Annotated in this window: 15 protein-coding genes and 1 pseudogene; 8 read left to right on the top strand and 8 right to left on the bottom strand. The window is 67.2% G+C overall.

All coding sequences use genetic code 11. From position 1 onward, the window contains the following. The 5 genes from dapE to E5198_RS05895 all read left to right on the top strand — a co-directional run bounded on the left by dapE (nt 1) and on the right by E5198_RS05895 (nt 3,527). Nucleotides 1–1,143 (top strand): succinyl-diaminopimelate desuccinylase, encoded by a 1,143-nt coding sequence (dapE, locus tag E5198_RS05915; RefSeq protein ID WP_136489079.1) that lies wholly within the window; start codon nt 1–3, stop codon nt 1,141–1,143. A gap of 2 nt (nt 1,144–1,145) precedes the next feature. Then, nucleotides 1,146–1,949 (top strand): putative RNA methyltransferase, encoded by an 804-nt coding sequence (locus tag E5198_RS05910; RefSeq protein WP_136489078.1) that lies wholly within the window; start codon nt 1,146–1,148, stop codon nt 1,947–1,949. A 70-nt stretch (nt 1,950–2,019) separates the two neighbouring features. Beyond that, nucleotides 2,020–2,391: a hypothetical protein gene (locus E5198_RS05905; RefSeq protein WP_136489077.1), complete on the top strand. Its 372-nt coding sequence runs from the start codon at nt 2,020–2,022 to the stop codon at nt 2,389–2,391. Nucleotides 2,392–2,427: 36 nt separating this feature from the next. Beyond that, nucleotides 2,428–3,099, top strand: a complete 672-nt coding sequence (locus tag E5198_RS05900; protein WP_136489076.1) for a ribonuclease domain-containing protein — start codon at nt 2,428–2,430, stop codon at nt 3,097–3,099. Next, entirely contained in the window at nt 3,096–3,527 is a 432-nt protein-coding gene (locus E5198_RS05895; protein WP_136489075.1) for a barstar family protein, read from the top strand. The genes E5198_RS05900 and E5198_RS05895 overlap by 4 nt, the downstream gene beginning before the upstream one ends. A gap of 64 nt (nt 3,528–3,591) precedes the next feature. On the opposite strand, the gene E5198_RS05890 is transcribed toward E5198_RS05895, so the two are convergent. The 7 genes from E5198_RS05890 to E5198_RS05860 all read right to left on the bottom strand — a co-directional run bounded on the left by E5198_RS05890 (nt 3,592) and on the right by E5198_RS05860 (nt 10,376). Next, nucleotides 3,592–3,801, bottom strand: coding sequence for a cold-shock protein (locus E5198_RS05890; RefSeq protein WP_136489074.1), 210 nt, complete (start codon nt 3,799–3,801; stop codon nt 3,592–3,594). Nucleotides 3,802–4,034: 233 nt separating this feature from the next. Beyond that, nucleotides 4,035–5,012: a DUF4340 domain-containing protein gene (locus E5198_RS05885; protein WP_136489073.1), complete on the bottom strand. Its 978-nt coding sequence runs from the start codon at nt 5,010–5,012 to the stop codon at nt 4,035–4,037. A 161-nt stretch (nt 5,013–5,173) separates the two neighbouring features. Beyond that, nucleotides 5,174–6,997, bottom strand: coding sequence for a Gldg family protein (locus tag E5198_RS05880; protein ID WP_136489072.1), 1,824 nt, complete (start codon nt 6,995–6,997; stop codon nt 5,174–5,176). 10 nt (nt 6,998–7,007) lie between these two features. Further along, nucleotides 7,008–7,742 carry an ABC transporter permease subunit gene (locus E5198_RS05875; protein WP_136489071.1) on the bottom strand — a complete coding sequence of 245 codons (735 nt, stop codon included), beginning with the start codon at nt 7,740–7,742 and terminating at the stop codon, nt 7,008–7,010. Continuing rightward, complete coding sequence (locus tag E5198_RS05870; protein WP_136489070.1) at nt 7,739–8,662, bottom strand: ABC transporter ATP-binding protein; 924 nt, start codon at nt 8,660–8,662, stop codon at nt 7,739–7,741. The genes E5198_RS05875 and E5198_RS05870 overlap by 4 nt, the downstream gene beginning before the upstream one ends. A gap of 184 nt (nt 8,663–8,846) precedes the next feature. Then, nucleotides 8,847–9,323, bottom strand: a complete 477-nt coding sequence (locus tag E5198_RS05865) for a cytochrome P460 family protein (protein WP_136489069.1) — start codon at nt 9,321–9,323, stop codon at nt 8,847–8,849. A gap of 210 nt (nt 9,324–9,533) precedes the next feature. Then, nucleotides 9,534–10,376: a mechanosensitive ion channel family protein gene (locus E5198_RS05860; protein WP_372239868.1), complete on the bottom strand. Its 843-nt coding sequence runs from the start codon at nt 10,374–10,376 to the stop codon at nt 9,534–9,536. A 166-nt stretch (nt 10,377–10,542) separates the two neighbouring features. On the opposite strand from E5198_RS05860, the gene E5198_RS05850 reads away from it, so the two are divergent. After that, nucleotides 10,543–13,989 (top strand): adenosylcobalamin-dependent ribonucleoside-diphosphate reductase, encoded by a 3,447-nt coding sequence (locus E5198_RS05850; protein WP_256658999.1) that lies wholly within the window; start codon nt 10,543–10,545, stop codon nt 13,987–13,989. A gap of 53 nt (nt 13,990–14,042) precedes the next feature. Continuing rightward, the gene (locus E5198_RS05845; RefSeq protein ID WP_136489067.1) at nt 14,043–14,717 is read left to right on the top strand and encodes an NrdJb; all 675 of its coding nucleotides are present in this window, start codon (nt 14,043–14,045) and stop codon (nt 14,715–14,717) included. A gap of 33 nt (nt 14,718–14,750) precedes the next feature. On the opposite strand, the pseudogene E5198_RS05840 reads toward E5198_RS05845, so the two are convergent. Continuing rightward, nucleotides 14,751–14,930, bottom strand: a pseudogene (locus tag E5198_RS05840) (phage integrase N-terminal SAM-like domain-containing protein); the annotation flags it as partial. A 155-nt stretch (nt 14,931–15,085) separates the two neighbouring features. On the opposite strand from E5198_RS05840, the gene E5198_RS05835 reads away from it, so the two are divergent. Continuing rightward, the gene (locus E5198_RS05835) at nt 15,086–15,784 is read left to right on the top strand and encodes a hypothetical protein (protein ID WP_136489066.1); all 699 of its coding nucleotides are present in this window, start codon (nt 15,086–15,088) and stop codon (nt 15,782–15,784) included. Nucleotides 15,785–16,220: the final 436 nt, after the last annotated feature.

Genomic DNA, 16,220 nt, shown 5'->3' with positions numbered 1-16,220 from the left:
ATGACCACCCTCTCCCCCACCCTCGAACTGGCCTGCGAGCTGATTCGCCGCGCCTCCGTCACCCCGCTGGACGAAGGCTGCCAGCAGCTGATGATGGCGCGCCTGGCCGCCTGCGGCTTCGCCGTGGAGCCGATGCGCATCGAGGAAGTGGACAACTTCTGGGCCCGCCGCGGCGGCGAGGGCCCGGTGCTGTGCTTCGCCGGCCACACCGACGTGGTGCCGACCGGTCCGCTGGAAGCCTGGCAGCATGCGCCGTTCGCCGCCTTCGTCGACGAAGCCGGCATGCTCTGCGGCCGCGGCGCCGCCGACATGAAGGGCAGCCTGGCGGCGATGATCGTCGCCGTCGAGCGCTTCGTCGCCGACCACCCGCAGCACAAGGGCGCCATCGCCTTCCTGATCACCAGCGACGAGGAAGGCCCGGCGCAGCACGGCACCCAGGCGGTGGTCGAGCGCCTGGCCGCGCGCCGCGAGCGCCTCGACTGGTGCATCGTCGGCGAGCCGTCGAGCACCTCGCAGGTCGGCGACATCGTCAAGAACGGCCGCCGCGGCTCGCTCAACGGCAAGCTGCGCATCCAGGGCGTGCAGGGCCACGTCGCCTACCCGCACCTGGCGCAGAACCCCATCCACCTGGTCGCCCCGGCGCTGGCCGAACTGGCCGCCGAGCACTGGGACGCCGGCAACGCCTTCTTCCCGCCGACCAGCTTCCAGATCTCCAACATCCATTCCGGCACCGGCACCACCAACGTCATCCCCGGCGAACTGACCGCGCTGTTCAACTTCCGCTTCTCCACCGAGTCCACGGTGGACGGCCTGCAGAAGCGCGTCGCGGCGATCCTCGACAAGCACGGCCTGCAGTGGCAGATCGACTGGTCGCTGTCCGGGCTGCCGTTCCTCACCGAGCCGGGCGCCCTGCTCGACGCGGTGTCGGCCAGCATCAAGGCGGTCACCGGCCGCGACACCACCGCCTCGACCACCGGCGGCACCTCGGACGGCCGCTTCATCGCCACCCTCGGCACCCAGGTGGTCGAGCTCGGCCCGGTCAACGCCACCATCCACCAGGTCAACGAGCGGGTGCTGGCCAGCGATCTGGACCTGCTCACCGAGATCTACTACCAGACGCTGGTGCGTCTGCTGGCGGCCTGACCATGCTGATCTGCCCGATCTGCAGCGGCGCGCTGCACAGCCACGACAACGGCGTGCAGTGCAGCCAAGGCCACCGCTTCGACCGCGCCCGCCAGGGCTACCTGAACCTGCTGCCGGTGCAGCACAAGAAGAGCCTCGACCCGGGCGACAACGCCGCCATGGTCGAGGCGCGCCGGCGCTTCCTCGGCGCCGGCCACTACGCGCCGCTGGCCGCGCGCCTGGCCGAGCTGGCCAGCGCACGCGCGCCGGCGCGCTGGATCGACATCGGCTGCGGCGAGGGCTACTACACCGCGCAGCTGGCCGAGGCCCTGCCGCAGGCGGACGGCTACGCCCTGGACATCTCCCGCGAGGCGGTCAAGCGCGCCTGCAAGCGCGCGCCGCAGCTGACCTGGATGGTCGCCAGCATGGCCCGCGTGCCGCTGGCCACCGGCTCCTGCGGCCTGCTGGCCAGCGTGTTCAGCCCGATCGACTGGCACGAGGCGGCGCGCCTGCTGCGCCCCGGCGGCGGCATCCTGCGCCTGGGCCCGGCGCGCATGCACCTCTTTGAGCTGCGCCAGAAGCTCTACGACGAGGTGCGCGACTACGTCGACGACAAGCACCTGGCCGACCTGCCGGAGACCCTGAAGCTGGCCGACACCCAGACCCTGGAGTTCCGCCTGGACCTGGACAGCTTCGACGCGCGCAGCGACCTGCTGGCGATGACCCCGCACGGCTGGCGGGTCAACGCCGAGCGCCGCGAGCGCATCCTCGCCGAGCCCTTCACGGTCACCGTCTCGGTGCGCTACGACTGGATCGAGCGCCAGTAACCGGCCACGCTTTGCACCCTGCGGTCGCCCGCCGACCGCGCCCCCCCATCGCCGTATCAGGAAGCCCGACATGCGCCAACCGGATATCGAGATCTACCTCAAGGACGCCGAACTGCCGGCGGTGACCGCCTGGCTGGAACAGGCCATCGGCCCGTGCAGCGAATGGCAGACCCGCGGCCAGACCAGCAAGTGCCGCGCCGGCGACATCTCCGTCACCTGGCTGCCCAAGGCGGTGGGCCGCTGGAGCAGCCTGCTGCTGGACAGCGATCTCACCCCCTGGGAGGACGACCTGGCCTGCGCCAAGGCGGCCTGTGCCGCGCTCGGCGTCCAGGTGCGCTGCGCCCCGGGCAGCTGGAGCGAGGAACAGGGCGAGGAAGATGCCGACCGCTGGCTGAAGGTCACCGCCGAAGGCGTCAGCGAGATCACCTGGCGCACCGACTGATCCCCGGCCTCCCCACCACCATTCAAGAGACAGGCAATGCAAGGCAAGATCGTCACCTGGAACGACGACCGCGGTTTCGGCTTCATCCAGCCCGACGACGGCTCGGCTGAAGTGTTCTTCCACATCTCCGCCGTGCGCAATGCCGCACGGCGGCCGCAGAAGGGCGACCGGGCGGCGTTCGACATCACCCGCGACAAGTCCGGCCGGCTCAAGGCCGCCTGGGTCAGCCTCGAGGGCGTGGCGCCGCAGGCGCAGCCCGCACCGCGTCAGCGCGGCCCGCGCCCCGCCGGCAGGCCGGCGCAGGGCAACCCGCTCAAGCTGCTGAGCGGCGCCGCGCTGCTGGTGCTGCTGTTCGTCGGCTGGCTGCTCACCCAGGGGCCGCTGCACAACCTGTTCAGCCCGGCGCCCGCCAGCGGCGGCAGCACGCTGCAGGTCGAGGCGCCGATCCAGCGCGAGATCGACAAGACCCTCGCCCTGATCCGCCGGGGCGGCCCCTACCCGCACAGCCAGGACGGCACCGTGTTCCAGAACCGCGAGCGCCAGCTGCCGGCCCAGCCGCGCGGCTACTACCGCGAGTACACGGTACGCACGCCGGGGCTGTCCCATCGCGGCCCGCGGCGCATCGTCACCGGCGGCAACCCGCCGGTGATCTACTACTACACCGAAGACCACTACAAGAGCTTCCGCGTGCTGGAGCCCAGACCATGACCCCGCAGCAGTTCGCCGAGCAGGCCCTGGCCGACCGCAGTCGCTGCGGGATCTACCGCTGCATGCCGGGCTGGCCCGGGGAAACGCCGGAGACTCTCTGGCGGCCCCTGGCGCCGCAGAGCATCGACCGCGAGGGCCTGCTGGCCGCCCTCGGCCAGGCGCTGGACTTCCCCGACTACTACGGACAGAACTGGGACGCCGCCTGGGACTGCCTGACCGAGCTGGACTGGCCGGCCGACCGGCTGCTCGCCGTGCGCCTGCCGACCGCCACGGGCAGCGACGTGGACGAAGCGGCGCTGGAAACCTTCCTCGAACTGCTGGCCGACGCCTGCCAGCACTGGGCCGAGCAGGACCGGGCGCTGTGCCTGCTGGTGGAGACGGCGCGCGAGGACATCGGCTGCCTGGGCGCCCTGCCCGTCCTCGCCTGAGCCGGGCAAACGGCGGACAACAAAAAGCCCGTCGCGAGGACGGGCTTCTTGCACAGCTCGAGTCTCAGAGCTTGGTGACGTCTTCCGCCTGCAGGCCCTTCTGGCCCTGGGCGACGGCGAACTCGACGCGCTGCCCCTCGATCAGCGAACGGTGGCCTTCGCCACGGATCGCACGATAGTGCACGAACACGTCAGGGCCGCTCTCGCGCTGAATGAATCCATAGCCCTTGGCATCGTTGAACCACTTGACGGTTCCAATCTCACGATTCGCCATTACAACTCTCTCCAGACTCGCAAATTTTCATTGCTCCACCACGGGAGCAGCTCGGGACGGTACGTTGAAAACGTTCTTCTTGTTATATCCGACCTCCGCCGCCACACGGCGTCTGGAGCGGGTATTACGAATGGCGTTCTTGACGACCGCTGTCCCGAGTATAAACAAAGAGCGTGTACTGAAAAGCCCCCCGGGCTTGACCCAACGCAAGGATCGGGGCGGTATTCGCCCGCTCAGCCGCCGGGGGCCAGCAGGTCCTTCACCCGCTTGGCCAGCGTGCGGTACTGCTGCTCCTCGAGACGGTAGGCCCACTCCCGGCCAGCGATCAACTGGCCGTCGAGGCCCTTGCCGGCGCCGAGCACCAGCCAGTGCTGCCCGCCCTGCAGGTGGAAGGAGCCCTGCAGTTCGCCGCCGGCGAAGGTGCTCAGGCGGAAGGTCAGTTCGGGGGCGCCCTTGAAGCCGACCTGCGCCAGCGGCGCGGCGTCGGCGAAATCCAGGCTGGCGAACAGCGTGGCCATGCCGTTGGCCGCTGCCTCGTAGGCCAGCCTCCTGCCGGGTGGCAGCTGGCGCAGGGCGAGGTTGAACTGCTCGGGCGACTCGCGCCAGACGTCGAGCTGCTCGCCGTCGGCGTGGCGCACCGTCACCTCGCGAACCTCGGCGAAGGGAATGGCGCTGATGCGCCGGTCCAGCCAGGCCAGCTCGTTGTCCACCAGCTGCAGCGGCTGGTCGACCAGCCACACCTGGTCGTCGCCCGGCAGCCGCACCAGTTGGCCGCCCTGGCGCGAGGCCTGGCCGATCAGCAGCGCCAGCGGCGCCTGGCCGACACCCTCCAGGGTCAGCCGGGTGGCCGCTCCCTCGCCGCGCTCGGCCAGGCCCAGGCGGGCATGGTTGTCCGGGTTGCGGGTCTTGGCCTCGACCTTGCGCGCCTCGCCCAGCGCACGCAGCAGGCGATTGACCTCGCCGGCCGCCGCCGGGAAACCGGCCTTGGCCGGCACCACCCAGCCGCCGTCGCGGCGTTCGATGCGGATTTCCGGCAGCTCGCCATGACGGATCTCCAGCGCCTGCACCCGCTCCGCATGGCCGGCCAGCGCCGGCAGCAGCAGCTGACGCTCGGCCAGGCGCGGCGCCTCGGCGCCGCGCTGCAGCCAGGCGAACAGCCCGCCCAGCCCCAGCACGGCCAGCAGCAGAATCCATAGCGACTTGCGTTGCATGAGTACCTCCTTGGACATGCCGGGCGCTCAAGGCCAGCGCAGGGTGGGCCAGGCCGCAGGCCGTAACCCACCCTGTGGCCGCAAGGCCGGCTAGGGCGATGCCTTGCGGCATCGTTGGCGGGTTGCGCCGCCATGCGGCCAACCCACCTGCACGAGCGGGCTCAGGCCGTGCGCCGGCGGCGCAGCAGCCACAGGCCGATCACCGCGACGGTGAGCAGCAGCGGCACCAGACCGATGTTGACGAACTTCAGGCTGCGGCCCAGCGCCTCGATATCGGCGTTGAGGCGGTAGCGCACCTCGCGCAGCTCCTTGCGGATCGCCAGCTTCTCCTGGAGGAACTGCTGCACCGTCGCCTGCTGCTCGGGGGTCAACTCCAGCACCTGCTCGGGATTGTCGCCCTGCTGCAGCTCGGCCAGACGCTGCTCGGTCTGCGCCAGGCGCTGATTGAGGATCTCCTCCTGCTCGCGGAAGCGCGCCTCGGCCTGGCGCTGCAGGTTCTCCACCACCACGAACGGCCGGCTGAAGCGTCCACGCGAACGCACGCTGATCAGCGCATCGCTGCCGGCCAGGTTGTCCAGCGCGTTGATGGCGAAGCCGGCGTTGTCGGCGAACGGCTGCGGGATGCGCTGGCCGAAGAAGTCCTGCACCTCCACCCACATGCGGTCGGCGAGCAGGTCGGTGTCGGCGACCACGATCAGGTTGATGTTCTCGGCGCCCTTCAGGCCATCCTTCTGCCCCTCGATGCCGTCGGGGAAAGCCGACTGCGCCGGCCCGCTGATCCGCGCGGCCAGGGCGTAGCGCTCGCCGGTCGGCTCAAGGTCGCGCAGCAGCTCCTGCGGGTCGCGCAGCATGGCCAGGCGCTGGGCGTCCATCGGCATGGCGTACTCGGAACTGTGCAGCAGCGGAGTGAAACGGGTCTTCGCTCCCTCGACCGGTTCGAGGATGCCGGTGCTGGCCACGGTCAGGTTCTCCAGCGCGGCGGTGGTCACGTCCTCGCGGTCGAGCGCCGCCCTGGGCAGGCTCAGCCAGGCCGGATGGCGCACCGGCCGCTGTTCCGCGCCCATGCCCACGGCCATCGCATAGCTGCCGTCGACCAGCATCTCGCCCGGACGCAGACGCAGCCCCCAGGCCTTGAACAGCGGTTCGAGGTCGGAGGCATTGCCCTGCCCCGTCATCCCGCCGCTGTCGGCCTCACTGAACGGGTCGACGAAGGCCAGCAGCTTGCCGCCGCGCAGCACGAACTGGTCGATGGCATACAGGGTCGGCTGCGGCAGCTGCCTGGGATGCACCAGCAGCAGCACCGACACCTCGTCGGGGATGCGGTCGATGCCGGCCTGCAGGCTCTTGAGGGCGAACTGCTGGCGGATCTGTTCCATGATCATCCAGGGCGTGCCGGCCTGACCGGTCAGCGGATTGAAGCCGCCGTCCATCTGCAGCCCCGAGAGCACGCCGACCACCGGCCGCTGCGGCTTGGCCAGGCTCTGTACCAGGCGGCTGATCTCGTACTCGAGGAACTCCTCCTGGTCGAGCGGGAAGAACGGGATGGTCTGCACGTCGTCCAGCGCATTGGTGCCGGCCAGGCCGAAGTACAGCTTGTCGCCGCCCTGCTGCAGCGGCACGGCGTGCAGGCCGAACTCGGCGGCGCGGTCCTCGTCCTCGGAGAACGGCTCGGGGTCGATCACCTCGAGGCGGATCTTGCCGCCGGCGGCGCGCTCGTAGGCGCGCAGCATCTCCGTGACGCGCCGCGCGTAGTTGCGCACCGGCACGAGGTCGCGGCTGACGTTGTCGGAGTAGAACAAGTACAGGTTCACCGGCTCGTCCAGCCCGGCGAGGATGCGTTCGGTGCCTTCGCTGATGGTGTAGAGCTTCTGCTCGGTGAGGTCGAGACGGGCGTTGGGCAGCCCCAGGCCGGCGACCATGTTGAAGGCCAGGAACGCCAGGGCGATCAGCAGCAGCCCGCTGCCGGAATGGATGATGCGTTTCATCGCGCGCTCCTCAGTCGGCTTTCTTCAGATCGATGACCACCGCGGTGGCGGCCAGCCAGGCCAGGATCAGGCTGGCGAAGTACAGCAGGTCGCGCGCGTCGAGCACGCCCTTGCTGATCGCATCGAAGCGGGTCAGGAAGCTCAGCGAGGCCACCGCATCCACCAGCGCCTGCGGCGCCCAGCCGCTGAAGGCATCGAGCACCAGCGGGAAGCCGCTGACGATGAACAGGAAGCACACGCAGACGGTGAGGATGAAGGCGATCACCTGGTTCTTGGCCAGCGCCGACAGGCACGAGCCGATCGCCAGGTAGCCGCCGGCCAGCAGCCAGCTGCCGATGTAGCCGGTGAGGATGGCGCCGTTGTCCGGTTCGCCCAGGTAGTTGACCGTGATGACCATCGGGAAGGTCAGCAGCAGGGCGATGCCGGCGAACGCCCAGGCGGCGAGGAACTTGCCGCCCACCGCTTCGGCGCGGGTGATCGGCAGGGTCATCAAGAGCTCGATGGTGCCGCTCTTGCGCTCCTCCGCCCACAGGCGCATGGCCAGCGCCGGCACCAGGAACAGATAGAGCCATGGATGGAATTCGAAGAACGGCGCGAGATCGGCCTGGCCGCGCTCGAAGAAGCTGCCCAGATAGAAGGTGAACACCCCGGACAGCACCAGGAAGATCACGATGAACACGTAGGCCAGCGGCGTGGCGAAATAGCTCGCCAGCTCGCGCCTGAAGACTACCGGCAACTGCCTCATGCCGCCTCTCCTCGGGTCAGGGTGCGGAACACCTCGTCGAGGCGGCCGCGCTCCACGTCCATTTCCTTGATGTTCCAGCCGCGCACCGCCACCAGCGCGCTGACCTGCGGGAAGATCACCTGGCCGGGCTGCGCCAGCACGGTCAGGCTGTGCTCGCGGGCGTTGCGCTCCACTCCGGCCACGCCCGGCAGCGCCGCCAGCGCCGCCTCGTCCAGCGGCGCCTCGCCGACCAGGGTCACCGCCTGGTGGTAGCGCGAACGGCTCTCCAGCTCGAAGGGCGTGCCGTCGGCCAGCAGCCGGCCGCCGGCGATCACCACTGCGCGGGAACAGACCGCGGTGACTTCCTCGAGGATGTGCGTGGAAATGATGATGATCTTGTCGGTCGCCAGGTTCTGGATCAGCTGGCGCACCTGATGCTTCTGGTTGGGGTCGAGGCCGTCGGTGGGCTCGTCGAGGATCAGCGCGCGCGGATCGTGGAGGATCGCCTGGGCCAGGCCGACGCGGCGCTTGAAGCCCTTGGACAGGGTCTCGATCGACTGCTCGAGGACCTTGTCCAGCTCGACCTGCGCCACCGCCTTCGCCACCCGCGCCTTCTTCTCGGCGCCGCGGAAACCGCGCACCTCGGCGATGAACTCGAGGAAACCGCGCACCTTCATGTCGCCGTAGCAGGGCGCGCCCTCGGGCAGGTAGCCGATCTGCTGCTGGGCCTTGAGGGTCTGCCTGCGGATGTCGAAGCCGAAGATGCGCGCGGTGCCCGACGTCGGCGCGAGGAAGCCGGTGAGCATCTTCATGGTGGTCGACTTGCCGGCCCCGTTGGGGCCGAGGAAACCCAGCACTTCGCCGGGCTGGACGCGGAAGGACAGCTCGTCCACCGCCGTGTGCTGCGCAAAGCGTTTGGTGAGTTTTTCGATCTCGATCATGGTTGCTCCATAACCTGCTGGAGCCTCCGTGCCAGACGGCCGTGGAGGCCTCTCGGGTGCGGGTGAACTCTAGGTAGAGCAGACGGGCATTGCAAGGGGGACGGCAGGTCTTCGTGGCGGGCACAGCGAGCGCCACGGCCCCTCGTCGGCGAGAGGCCGCGGCGCAACGCCAGGATGCGGGAGGTCAGTCGCGCCGCCGGCTGAACACGTAGTCGTGGGCCTTCTCGGGGGCGTGGCAGGAGTAGCAGGCGCTCGCCGCATTGGCGCCCACCGCGCGCCGGGCCGGGTCGCCGGCAGCGAAGCCCTCGAAGCCCCAGCCGCCGGTGGCGGCGTACTTGCCGGCATCCTTGTGCATCACCCCGACCACCTTGCGCGATCCTTCGGTGACCGCGCTGTCGGCACGCCTGGCCTCCAGCAGATCGAACACGATGACCGCGCCGTCCGGAAACTTGCCGGCCTTGTAGCCCTCCAGGGCGGCGGCATTGGCATAGATGTGGTGGATGCCGCCGAAGGACTCGTACAGCGGGTGCCCCTGCTCGATCACCATGCTCTTGACATGCTGCCAGTAGCGGTATCCGGCGGGATAGGGAACCTCGGGGTCGGCGGCCTGGGCCACCGTGGCGGGCAGCGCGGCCAGCAGGGCAAGCAGAAGGGGTTTCATCGGGTGCTCCTCGTCGCGGGTCGGGCGGGCCATGCCGCAGCGGGCACGCACCGTCCAGGGATTGCGCGAACGGGCGTCCCGCAGCGAGCGCGGAAACCGCCCAGCCACACCGTCTCGCCCCCTGCACCGGCCTGGTCGCGCACGCGCCAGACCGGACCACTCATGCCTCGAGTCGATGCCACAGCAGCGTAGGTTCGCCCCGCTCCCCTGTCAAAGCGGGCCGCCGGACTGCTGCACGATGACTGTCTGCGCCGGCATCGGTGCCGGGAAGCCGGCCTCGCCGAGGGCGTCCTTGATGACGCGATTGGTGTCGAAGTAGACCTGCCAGTAGTGGTCGTTGTGGCAGTACGGGCGCACCGCCAGCACCGGACCGACCAGGTTGAACTCGAGGATCTCCACGTCCACCGCAGGCGTGGCCAGCACGTTGTCGATGGCGGCGATGCGCTGCTTGAGCAGCGCCGCCGCGGCGTGCCAGTCGGCGGCGCCGGCCAGCTGGGCCTTGAGCTCGACGCGACGGAACGGGTTGGCCGTGTAGTTGAGGATGTTGTCGCCGAAGATCTTGTTGTTGCCCACCAGGGTCAGCACGTTGTCCGGGGTGGTGATCGCCGTGGCGAACAGGCCGATCTCGGTGACCGTGCCGGTCACGCCACCGGCGCTGACGAAGTCGCCGACCTTGAACGGGCGCAGGACGATGATGAAGCCGCCGGCGGCGAGGTTGGCCAGCAGCCCCGACCAGGCCATGCCGATGGCCAGGCCGACCGCGGCGATCAGCGCGGCGAAGGTGGTGGTCTGCACCCCGAAATAGCCGAGGATGCCGATCACCAGCAGGATGTTGAGGGTGACGGTGATGAACGAGCCGAGGTAGCGCAGCACGGTCGGATCGACCCGCTGCGCGCCCAGGGAGCGTTGCACCAGGCCGACGGCGACCCCGATCAGCCAGCGGCCGACCACCCAGAAGGCAATGGCGGCGAGGATCTTCACCGCGAAGGCGGCGCCGTAGTCGGCGACCAGTTGCCAGAGCTGGCCGGCCTTTTCGGTACCGGCGCTGATCATGTTCGACTCGTCCACGGCGGATCACCTGTGCGGAGGGCTGACTGGAAGAACGCTAGCACGCCCGGCGCTGCCTGCCCGGCGACGACCGCGCGACCGACATCCGGGCGCAGCTGCGGGCCTGCAGCTAAGGTGAAAGCATCCTTGCTTCGACCGGAGGTTCGGCGCCATGGCCAGGCACGCAGGCACAACGCCGCCACGCGCGACCGCCATCCCCCTGCAGGCCGCAGCCCTGGACATCTGGGCGCAGAAGTACCGCCTTGTCGAAGCCGACGGCACGCCGGTGGACGCCGACCTCGACGCCACCTGGCGGCGGGTGGCCCGCGCCGTCGCCGAGGTGGAGGCGCCCGAGCAGCGCGAGCACTGGTACGCGCAGTTCCTCTGGGCGCTGCAGAATGGCGCCATCCCTGCCGGGCGCATCGTCGCCAACGCCGGCGCGCAGCAGCAGCGGCCGGCCACCTCGACCGTCAACTGCACGGTGTCCGGCAGCATCCATGACTCCATGGACGACATCCTCGGCAAGCTGCACGAGGCCGGCCTGACCCTCAAGGCCGGCTGCGTCTCTCCGGACACCTGGGTCGTCACCGAGCATGGCGTGGTGTCGGCCCGGCGCGCGGCCGATGAGCGCCATGCGCGCATGCTCTGCTTTGATCGCAATGCCGGCCGTTTCGAAATGCGCGCCATCGAGCGACATCTGACCCTCCGGGTGTCCCGTTCGGAGAACATCGAGATCGTCTCGAACGGAGCCAGCCTGAAGACCTCGATCCACCATCCGGTGCTGGTCTACCGCCATGATCGGCTGATCTATGTGCGGGCGGACGAGATCGACGCGCACGATGCCCTGGTCCACCACCGCTTCGCCTGGGAAGCCGACCGTAGCCATGCGCTGCAGGCCTGGTTTGCCGGCGCCCATCTGGGCGACGGCAGTTGCAGCGAGAAACGCTTCCGCTACCGGAAAAGCCGCCGGGCATGGCTCGAAAGGGCCTGCGCTGCCGGCAGACGTCTGGTTTTCAAGATCCTTGCCGCAGAGCGTGAAGTCGTCGAGCGGTACGCCGCCTTCTTCCAGGCCTTCTGCGGAGCGCAGGCGCAGGTAGCCTCCACGACCACGCGGAACGGCACGCCGGTCTGGAGCTACACCGTGGCCAGCTTTGCGGCCAGCAGAGCCATTAACCTGATCGACGGGCAGGTCGGCCCGAAAAGCGCCACCCTGCGGGTACCGGCATGGGTGATGTCTCACCCCGAACGGAGCTTCCTGCCGTTCCTGGCCGGCCTGATCGACACGGACGGAACGGTCAGCCGCGAGCGGGGCAGCGTGACCATCGCCATGCAGAGCCAGGCCTTTGCCGCACAACTGCAAGGACTGCTGGCACTGTTCGGCGTGCCGGGAGGCATCTCGCGGCGCAAACCCCGCGAACACCTCCACAACGGTCATGTCATCCGCGACAGCGGGGGAGCGCTGCTGAAGATCTCCGATTCGGCCTTTCTCGCCAGGGTCGCCGAGTTCATGGCCGACAGCAGCAAGCGCAGCCGTATCACCGAGCAGGCCAGCCAGTCGGGGCAATACGATCGCTATCGCCTGCCGGTCCGACTTGGCGCAGCGCTGAGCGCCGAAGCGGAACGCCTCGACTGTCGGGAGCGGCAGACGCTCGGTTTCCATCACGGCTACCACCGCAAGGACATCGTCAGCCGTATCTGGCTCGATCGCTGGAGCCAGCGATTTCCGCAACTGCGCGAACTGATCGACTTCGCGCGCATCCTGCGTCCGGTGGAGAGCATCCGCCGCAATCTGGACATCGGCGAAACCTTTCATGACTTCACCGTCGAGCAGCATCACAACTATCTGGCAGGCGAGAACGGCCTGATGGTCATCCACAACTGCGGCATCGGCTACGAGTTCTCCACCCTGCGCCCGCGCGGCGCGCTGGTCGCCGGCGCCGGCGCGCGCACCAGCGGGCCGCTGTCGTTCATGGATATCTTCGACCGGATGTGCTTCACCGTCAGCTCCGCCGGCGGGCGGCGCGGCGCGCAGATGGCCACCTTCGACATCGCCCACCCGGACGTGCGCGAGTTCATCCGCGCCAAGCGCGAGGACGGCCGTCTGCGCCAGTTCAACCTCAGCCTGCTGATCGGCGACGACTTCATGCAGGCGGTGGAGAACGACGCCGACTGGCCGCTGGTGTTCCCGCTGCACCCGCGCGAGGTCGACCGGCTGGACCTGGCCAACCCCGACCAGGTGCTCTGGCGCGACTGGCCGCTGCGCGAGGGCTACCGGGTGCGCGAGGACGGCAAGGTGGCCTGCCGGGTCTACGGCAAGGTGCGCGCCCGCCACCTGTGGGACATGCTGATGGCCTCCACCTACGACTATGCCGAGCCCGGCTTCATCCTCGTCGACCGGGTCAACCAGCTCAACAACAACTGGTGGTGCGAGGAGATCCGCGCGACCAACCCGTGCGGCGAGCAGCCCCTGCCGCCCTACGGCGCCTGTCTGCTCGGCTCGGTCAACCTCACCCGCTTCGTCGAGGCGCCGTTCGGCATCGACGCGCGCTTCGACTGGGAGCGCTTCCGCCAGGTGGTGGCCATCTTCACCCGCCTGCTCGACGACGTGGTGGAACTCGCCAACCTGCCGCTGGAGACGCAGCGCCGCGAGATCCTCGCCAAGCGCCGCCACGGCATGGGCTTCCTCGGCCTCGGCTCGGCGCTGGCCATGCTGCGCCTGCGCTACGGCAGCGCCGAGGCCTGCCGCTTCACCGAGGACGTGGCCCGCGAACTGGCCCTGGTCGGCTGGCAGACGGCGCTGGAGCTGGCCAGGGAGAAAGGCCCGGCGCCGCTGCTGGCGCAGGAGTTCGAGGTCACCGCGCAGATGCTGCGCCAGCGCCCGGAGCTGGCCAGCGACGGCTACCGGCTGGGCGACAGGCTGCCGGGCCGTGTGCTGCACGCACGCTACTCACGCTACATGCAGCGCCTCGCCGAGATCGCCCCCGAACTGGTCGCCGCGCTGGCCGAAACCGGCGCGCGCTTCACCCACCACAGCTCCATCGCGCCCACCGGCACCATCAGCCTGAGCCTGGCCAACAACGCCTCCAACGGCATCGAACCGAGCTTCGCCCACCGCTACGTGCGCAACCTGGTGCGCCCCGGGCGCAAGGCCAAGGAACAGGTCGAGGTGCTCAGCTACGAACTGCTGGCCTACCGCGCGCTGGTCGATCCACAGGCCGACCCGGACCGCGGCCTGCCGGAGTGGTTCGTCGGCGCCGACGACATCGGCCCGACCCAGCACGTCGACATGCAGGCCGCGGCGCAGAAGTGGGTCGACTCGTCGATCTCCAAGACCGCCAACGTGCCCAGCGACTACCCCTTCGAGGCGTTCAAGGACATCTACCGCTACGCCTGGCGCCAGGGCCTCAAGGGCTGCACCACCTTCCGCTTCAACCCCGCCGCCTTCCAGGGCGTGCTGGTGCGCGAGACGGACCTCGCGAACACCCTGTACCGCTTCGAGCTGGAGGACGGCAGCGTGGTGGAGCTGCGCGGCAACGAGCTGGTCGAGTACGACGGCGAGGTGAACACCGCCGCCAACCTGTTCGACGCGCTCAAGGAAGGCTATTACGGCAAGTATTGACCCCTCCGCAGGGTGCGCCGCGCGCAGCGGATGCCCACTCCGGGAGAACGCCCATGACCGTGAAGATCGACCAGCGCATCAAGAGCTTCCAGGTGGTCGCCCAAGGCCAGCGCCCCGCCGAAACGCCCGGAGCCCCGGTGCAGCTCGACGAAAGCCTGCAGCGCCCGGAAGTGCTGACCGGCACCACCTACAAGATCAAGTCGCCGCTGTTCGAGCACGCCCTCTACGTGACCATCAACGACATCCTGCTCAACGCCGGCACGCCCTTCGAGCAGCGCCGGCCCTTCGAGATCTTCATCAACTCGAAGAACATGGACCACTTCCAATGGATAGTCGCCCTCACCCGCATAATGTCCGCGGTGCTGCGCAAGGGCGGCGACTGCACCTTCCTGGTCGAGGAACTCAAGGCGGTGTTCGACCCGCGCGGCGGCTACCTGAAGAAGGGCGGCGTGTACATGCCGTCGATAGTCGCCGAGATCGGCGCAGTGCTGGAGCGCCACCTGATCGCCATCGGCATGCTCCGCGAGCAGACCCCGGACGCGGCGCAGCAGCGCTACCTGGCCGAACGCCGCGCCGCCTGGGAAGCCAGCCAGGGCGCCGCCGCGCTGGAACCCGGCGAAGGCTTCCCCCCCGGCGCGCAACTGTGCGGCCACTGCCACACCCAGGCGGTGGTCAAGCTGGAAGGCTGCGCCACCTGCCTGAACTGCGGGCACAGCAAGTGCGGGTGAGCGGGCTCAGGGACGGTCCAGGGGACTCAGCACGGCCAGATCGGTCAGAAACACCTCCACTTCCGGAGCGCCCATCTCCACGGGATGGCGGTACTGGTGGAAACGTATGAACTGCTTCACCCACTCGCAATAGACCTTCTCGGTGCGAATGGAGTAGTGTTTGACACGAATCCGCTCACGCATCTGGTCGAGCAGCCTGGGCTTGCCATCCATGGTGTATAACTCCCCGAAGCGGTCATCCTGACCGCGGAACCCGCAGCGTAGGCAGGGAAAGCAGAAATGACAAGGAATGTTATCCACCAATCCCGTCTGGGGTGTTATGCACCATCCGGTGTCTATTTATAGTTAGGGATAAAGGTCCGCATCATTTGAAAAGCACAGAACAGCTAAGCCACGGACTACTACTTTATGGGTATGCTATTGCATTAGGCGCTGCATACATATTTGCATTTTGGCGTCCGCTCGGATTCAATATATTTCCTTATCTTGGTGCAATAGACCTGCTCACCGCCCCGCTCAATAGACTTCTTGCTCTATTTGCACCTTTTATATTGCTATTCATTGCTCAAGCAGAAACAAACTCAAAAAGCCCTTTGAAATCGCCCTTTTACAGCATAGTAATAATTATGCTGCTTCATTACGTCATCGGGGCAAAAGAAATACTCAAGGCATTTGAGGCTTTCTCTAAATTCGATTTCCACTTTGACAACGAAAAAAGCATATTAGTATTTTGCTCTCTATTCATATTGTTCTCGCTAATTTTGGCATTCCGCATAATTTTCGAGCGCAACAATATTTATTTAATCGTATGTGCAGTTGGCCTCGCCCAAATCTCTATGGCTTTAGCCACCGGCTACACTGATGGTAAAACCATATTTAACGGCGCAGGAAATGTGCATTACTTAGAGCAAAAAGATCTCTGCGAAAAAGGCGGGATAAGAGACTGGGTCTATCTTGAGAAATTCGGAAATAACGCCTTCTTCATGAACACAATAGATAAAAGAATCTGCATTCAAAACGAAATAAAATTCAATTTATTTTCAAGAAAAATTCACGAAGATCTGTAGTTCATCCCTAACTAGTGGTTCAAACCGTTCGCTTCGCTCACTGGGACGGGCTAAAGCCCGCCCCTTAACCAAACGTTAGAAGCCATGAGATTCTCCCCGCGCTCAGTAATCACAACAGGGCTCATTTTTCTACCGAGCCTTGTGGCGTTTTGGTATTTCCTAGGGCAAGCATTTGCCCCTGATGCATGCTTAGATCATGGTGGCAGTTTCGACTATTCCTCATGGCAATGTAGTTACACCGAGAACCATCCCTACATCGCAACCCCGTTTTATAGCTTGCTTTCATTTTGGGTATTTTGGGGTTGCGTCATTGCTTCATCGGTTGCAGCCCATTTCTACCGCAGGAGGGGCAATGCCTTCTAGGTGTGCAGTCCCAGGAAGTCATGGTGCATTCTTGAACCCTCACCAGGAGGATGCGCTATGGCAACAGGTCTTC

The organism is Pseudomonas sp. A-1 (assembly GCF_004801855.1).
Lineage (GTDB): Bacteria > Pseudomonadota > Gammaproteobacteria > Pseudomonadales > Pseudomonadaceae > Geopseudomonas.
Note: the sequence above shows the minus strand (reverse complement) of the source record. Positions and strands in the feature narration are given on the sequence as shown.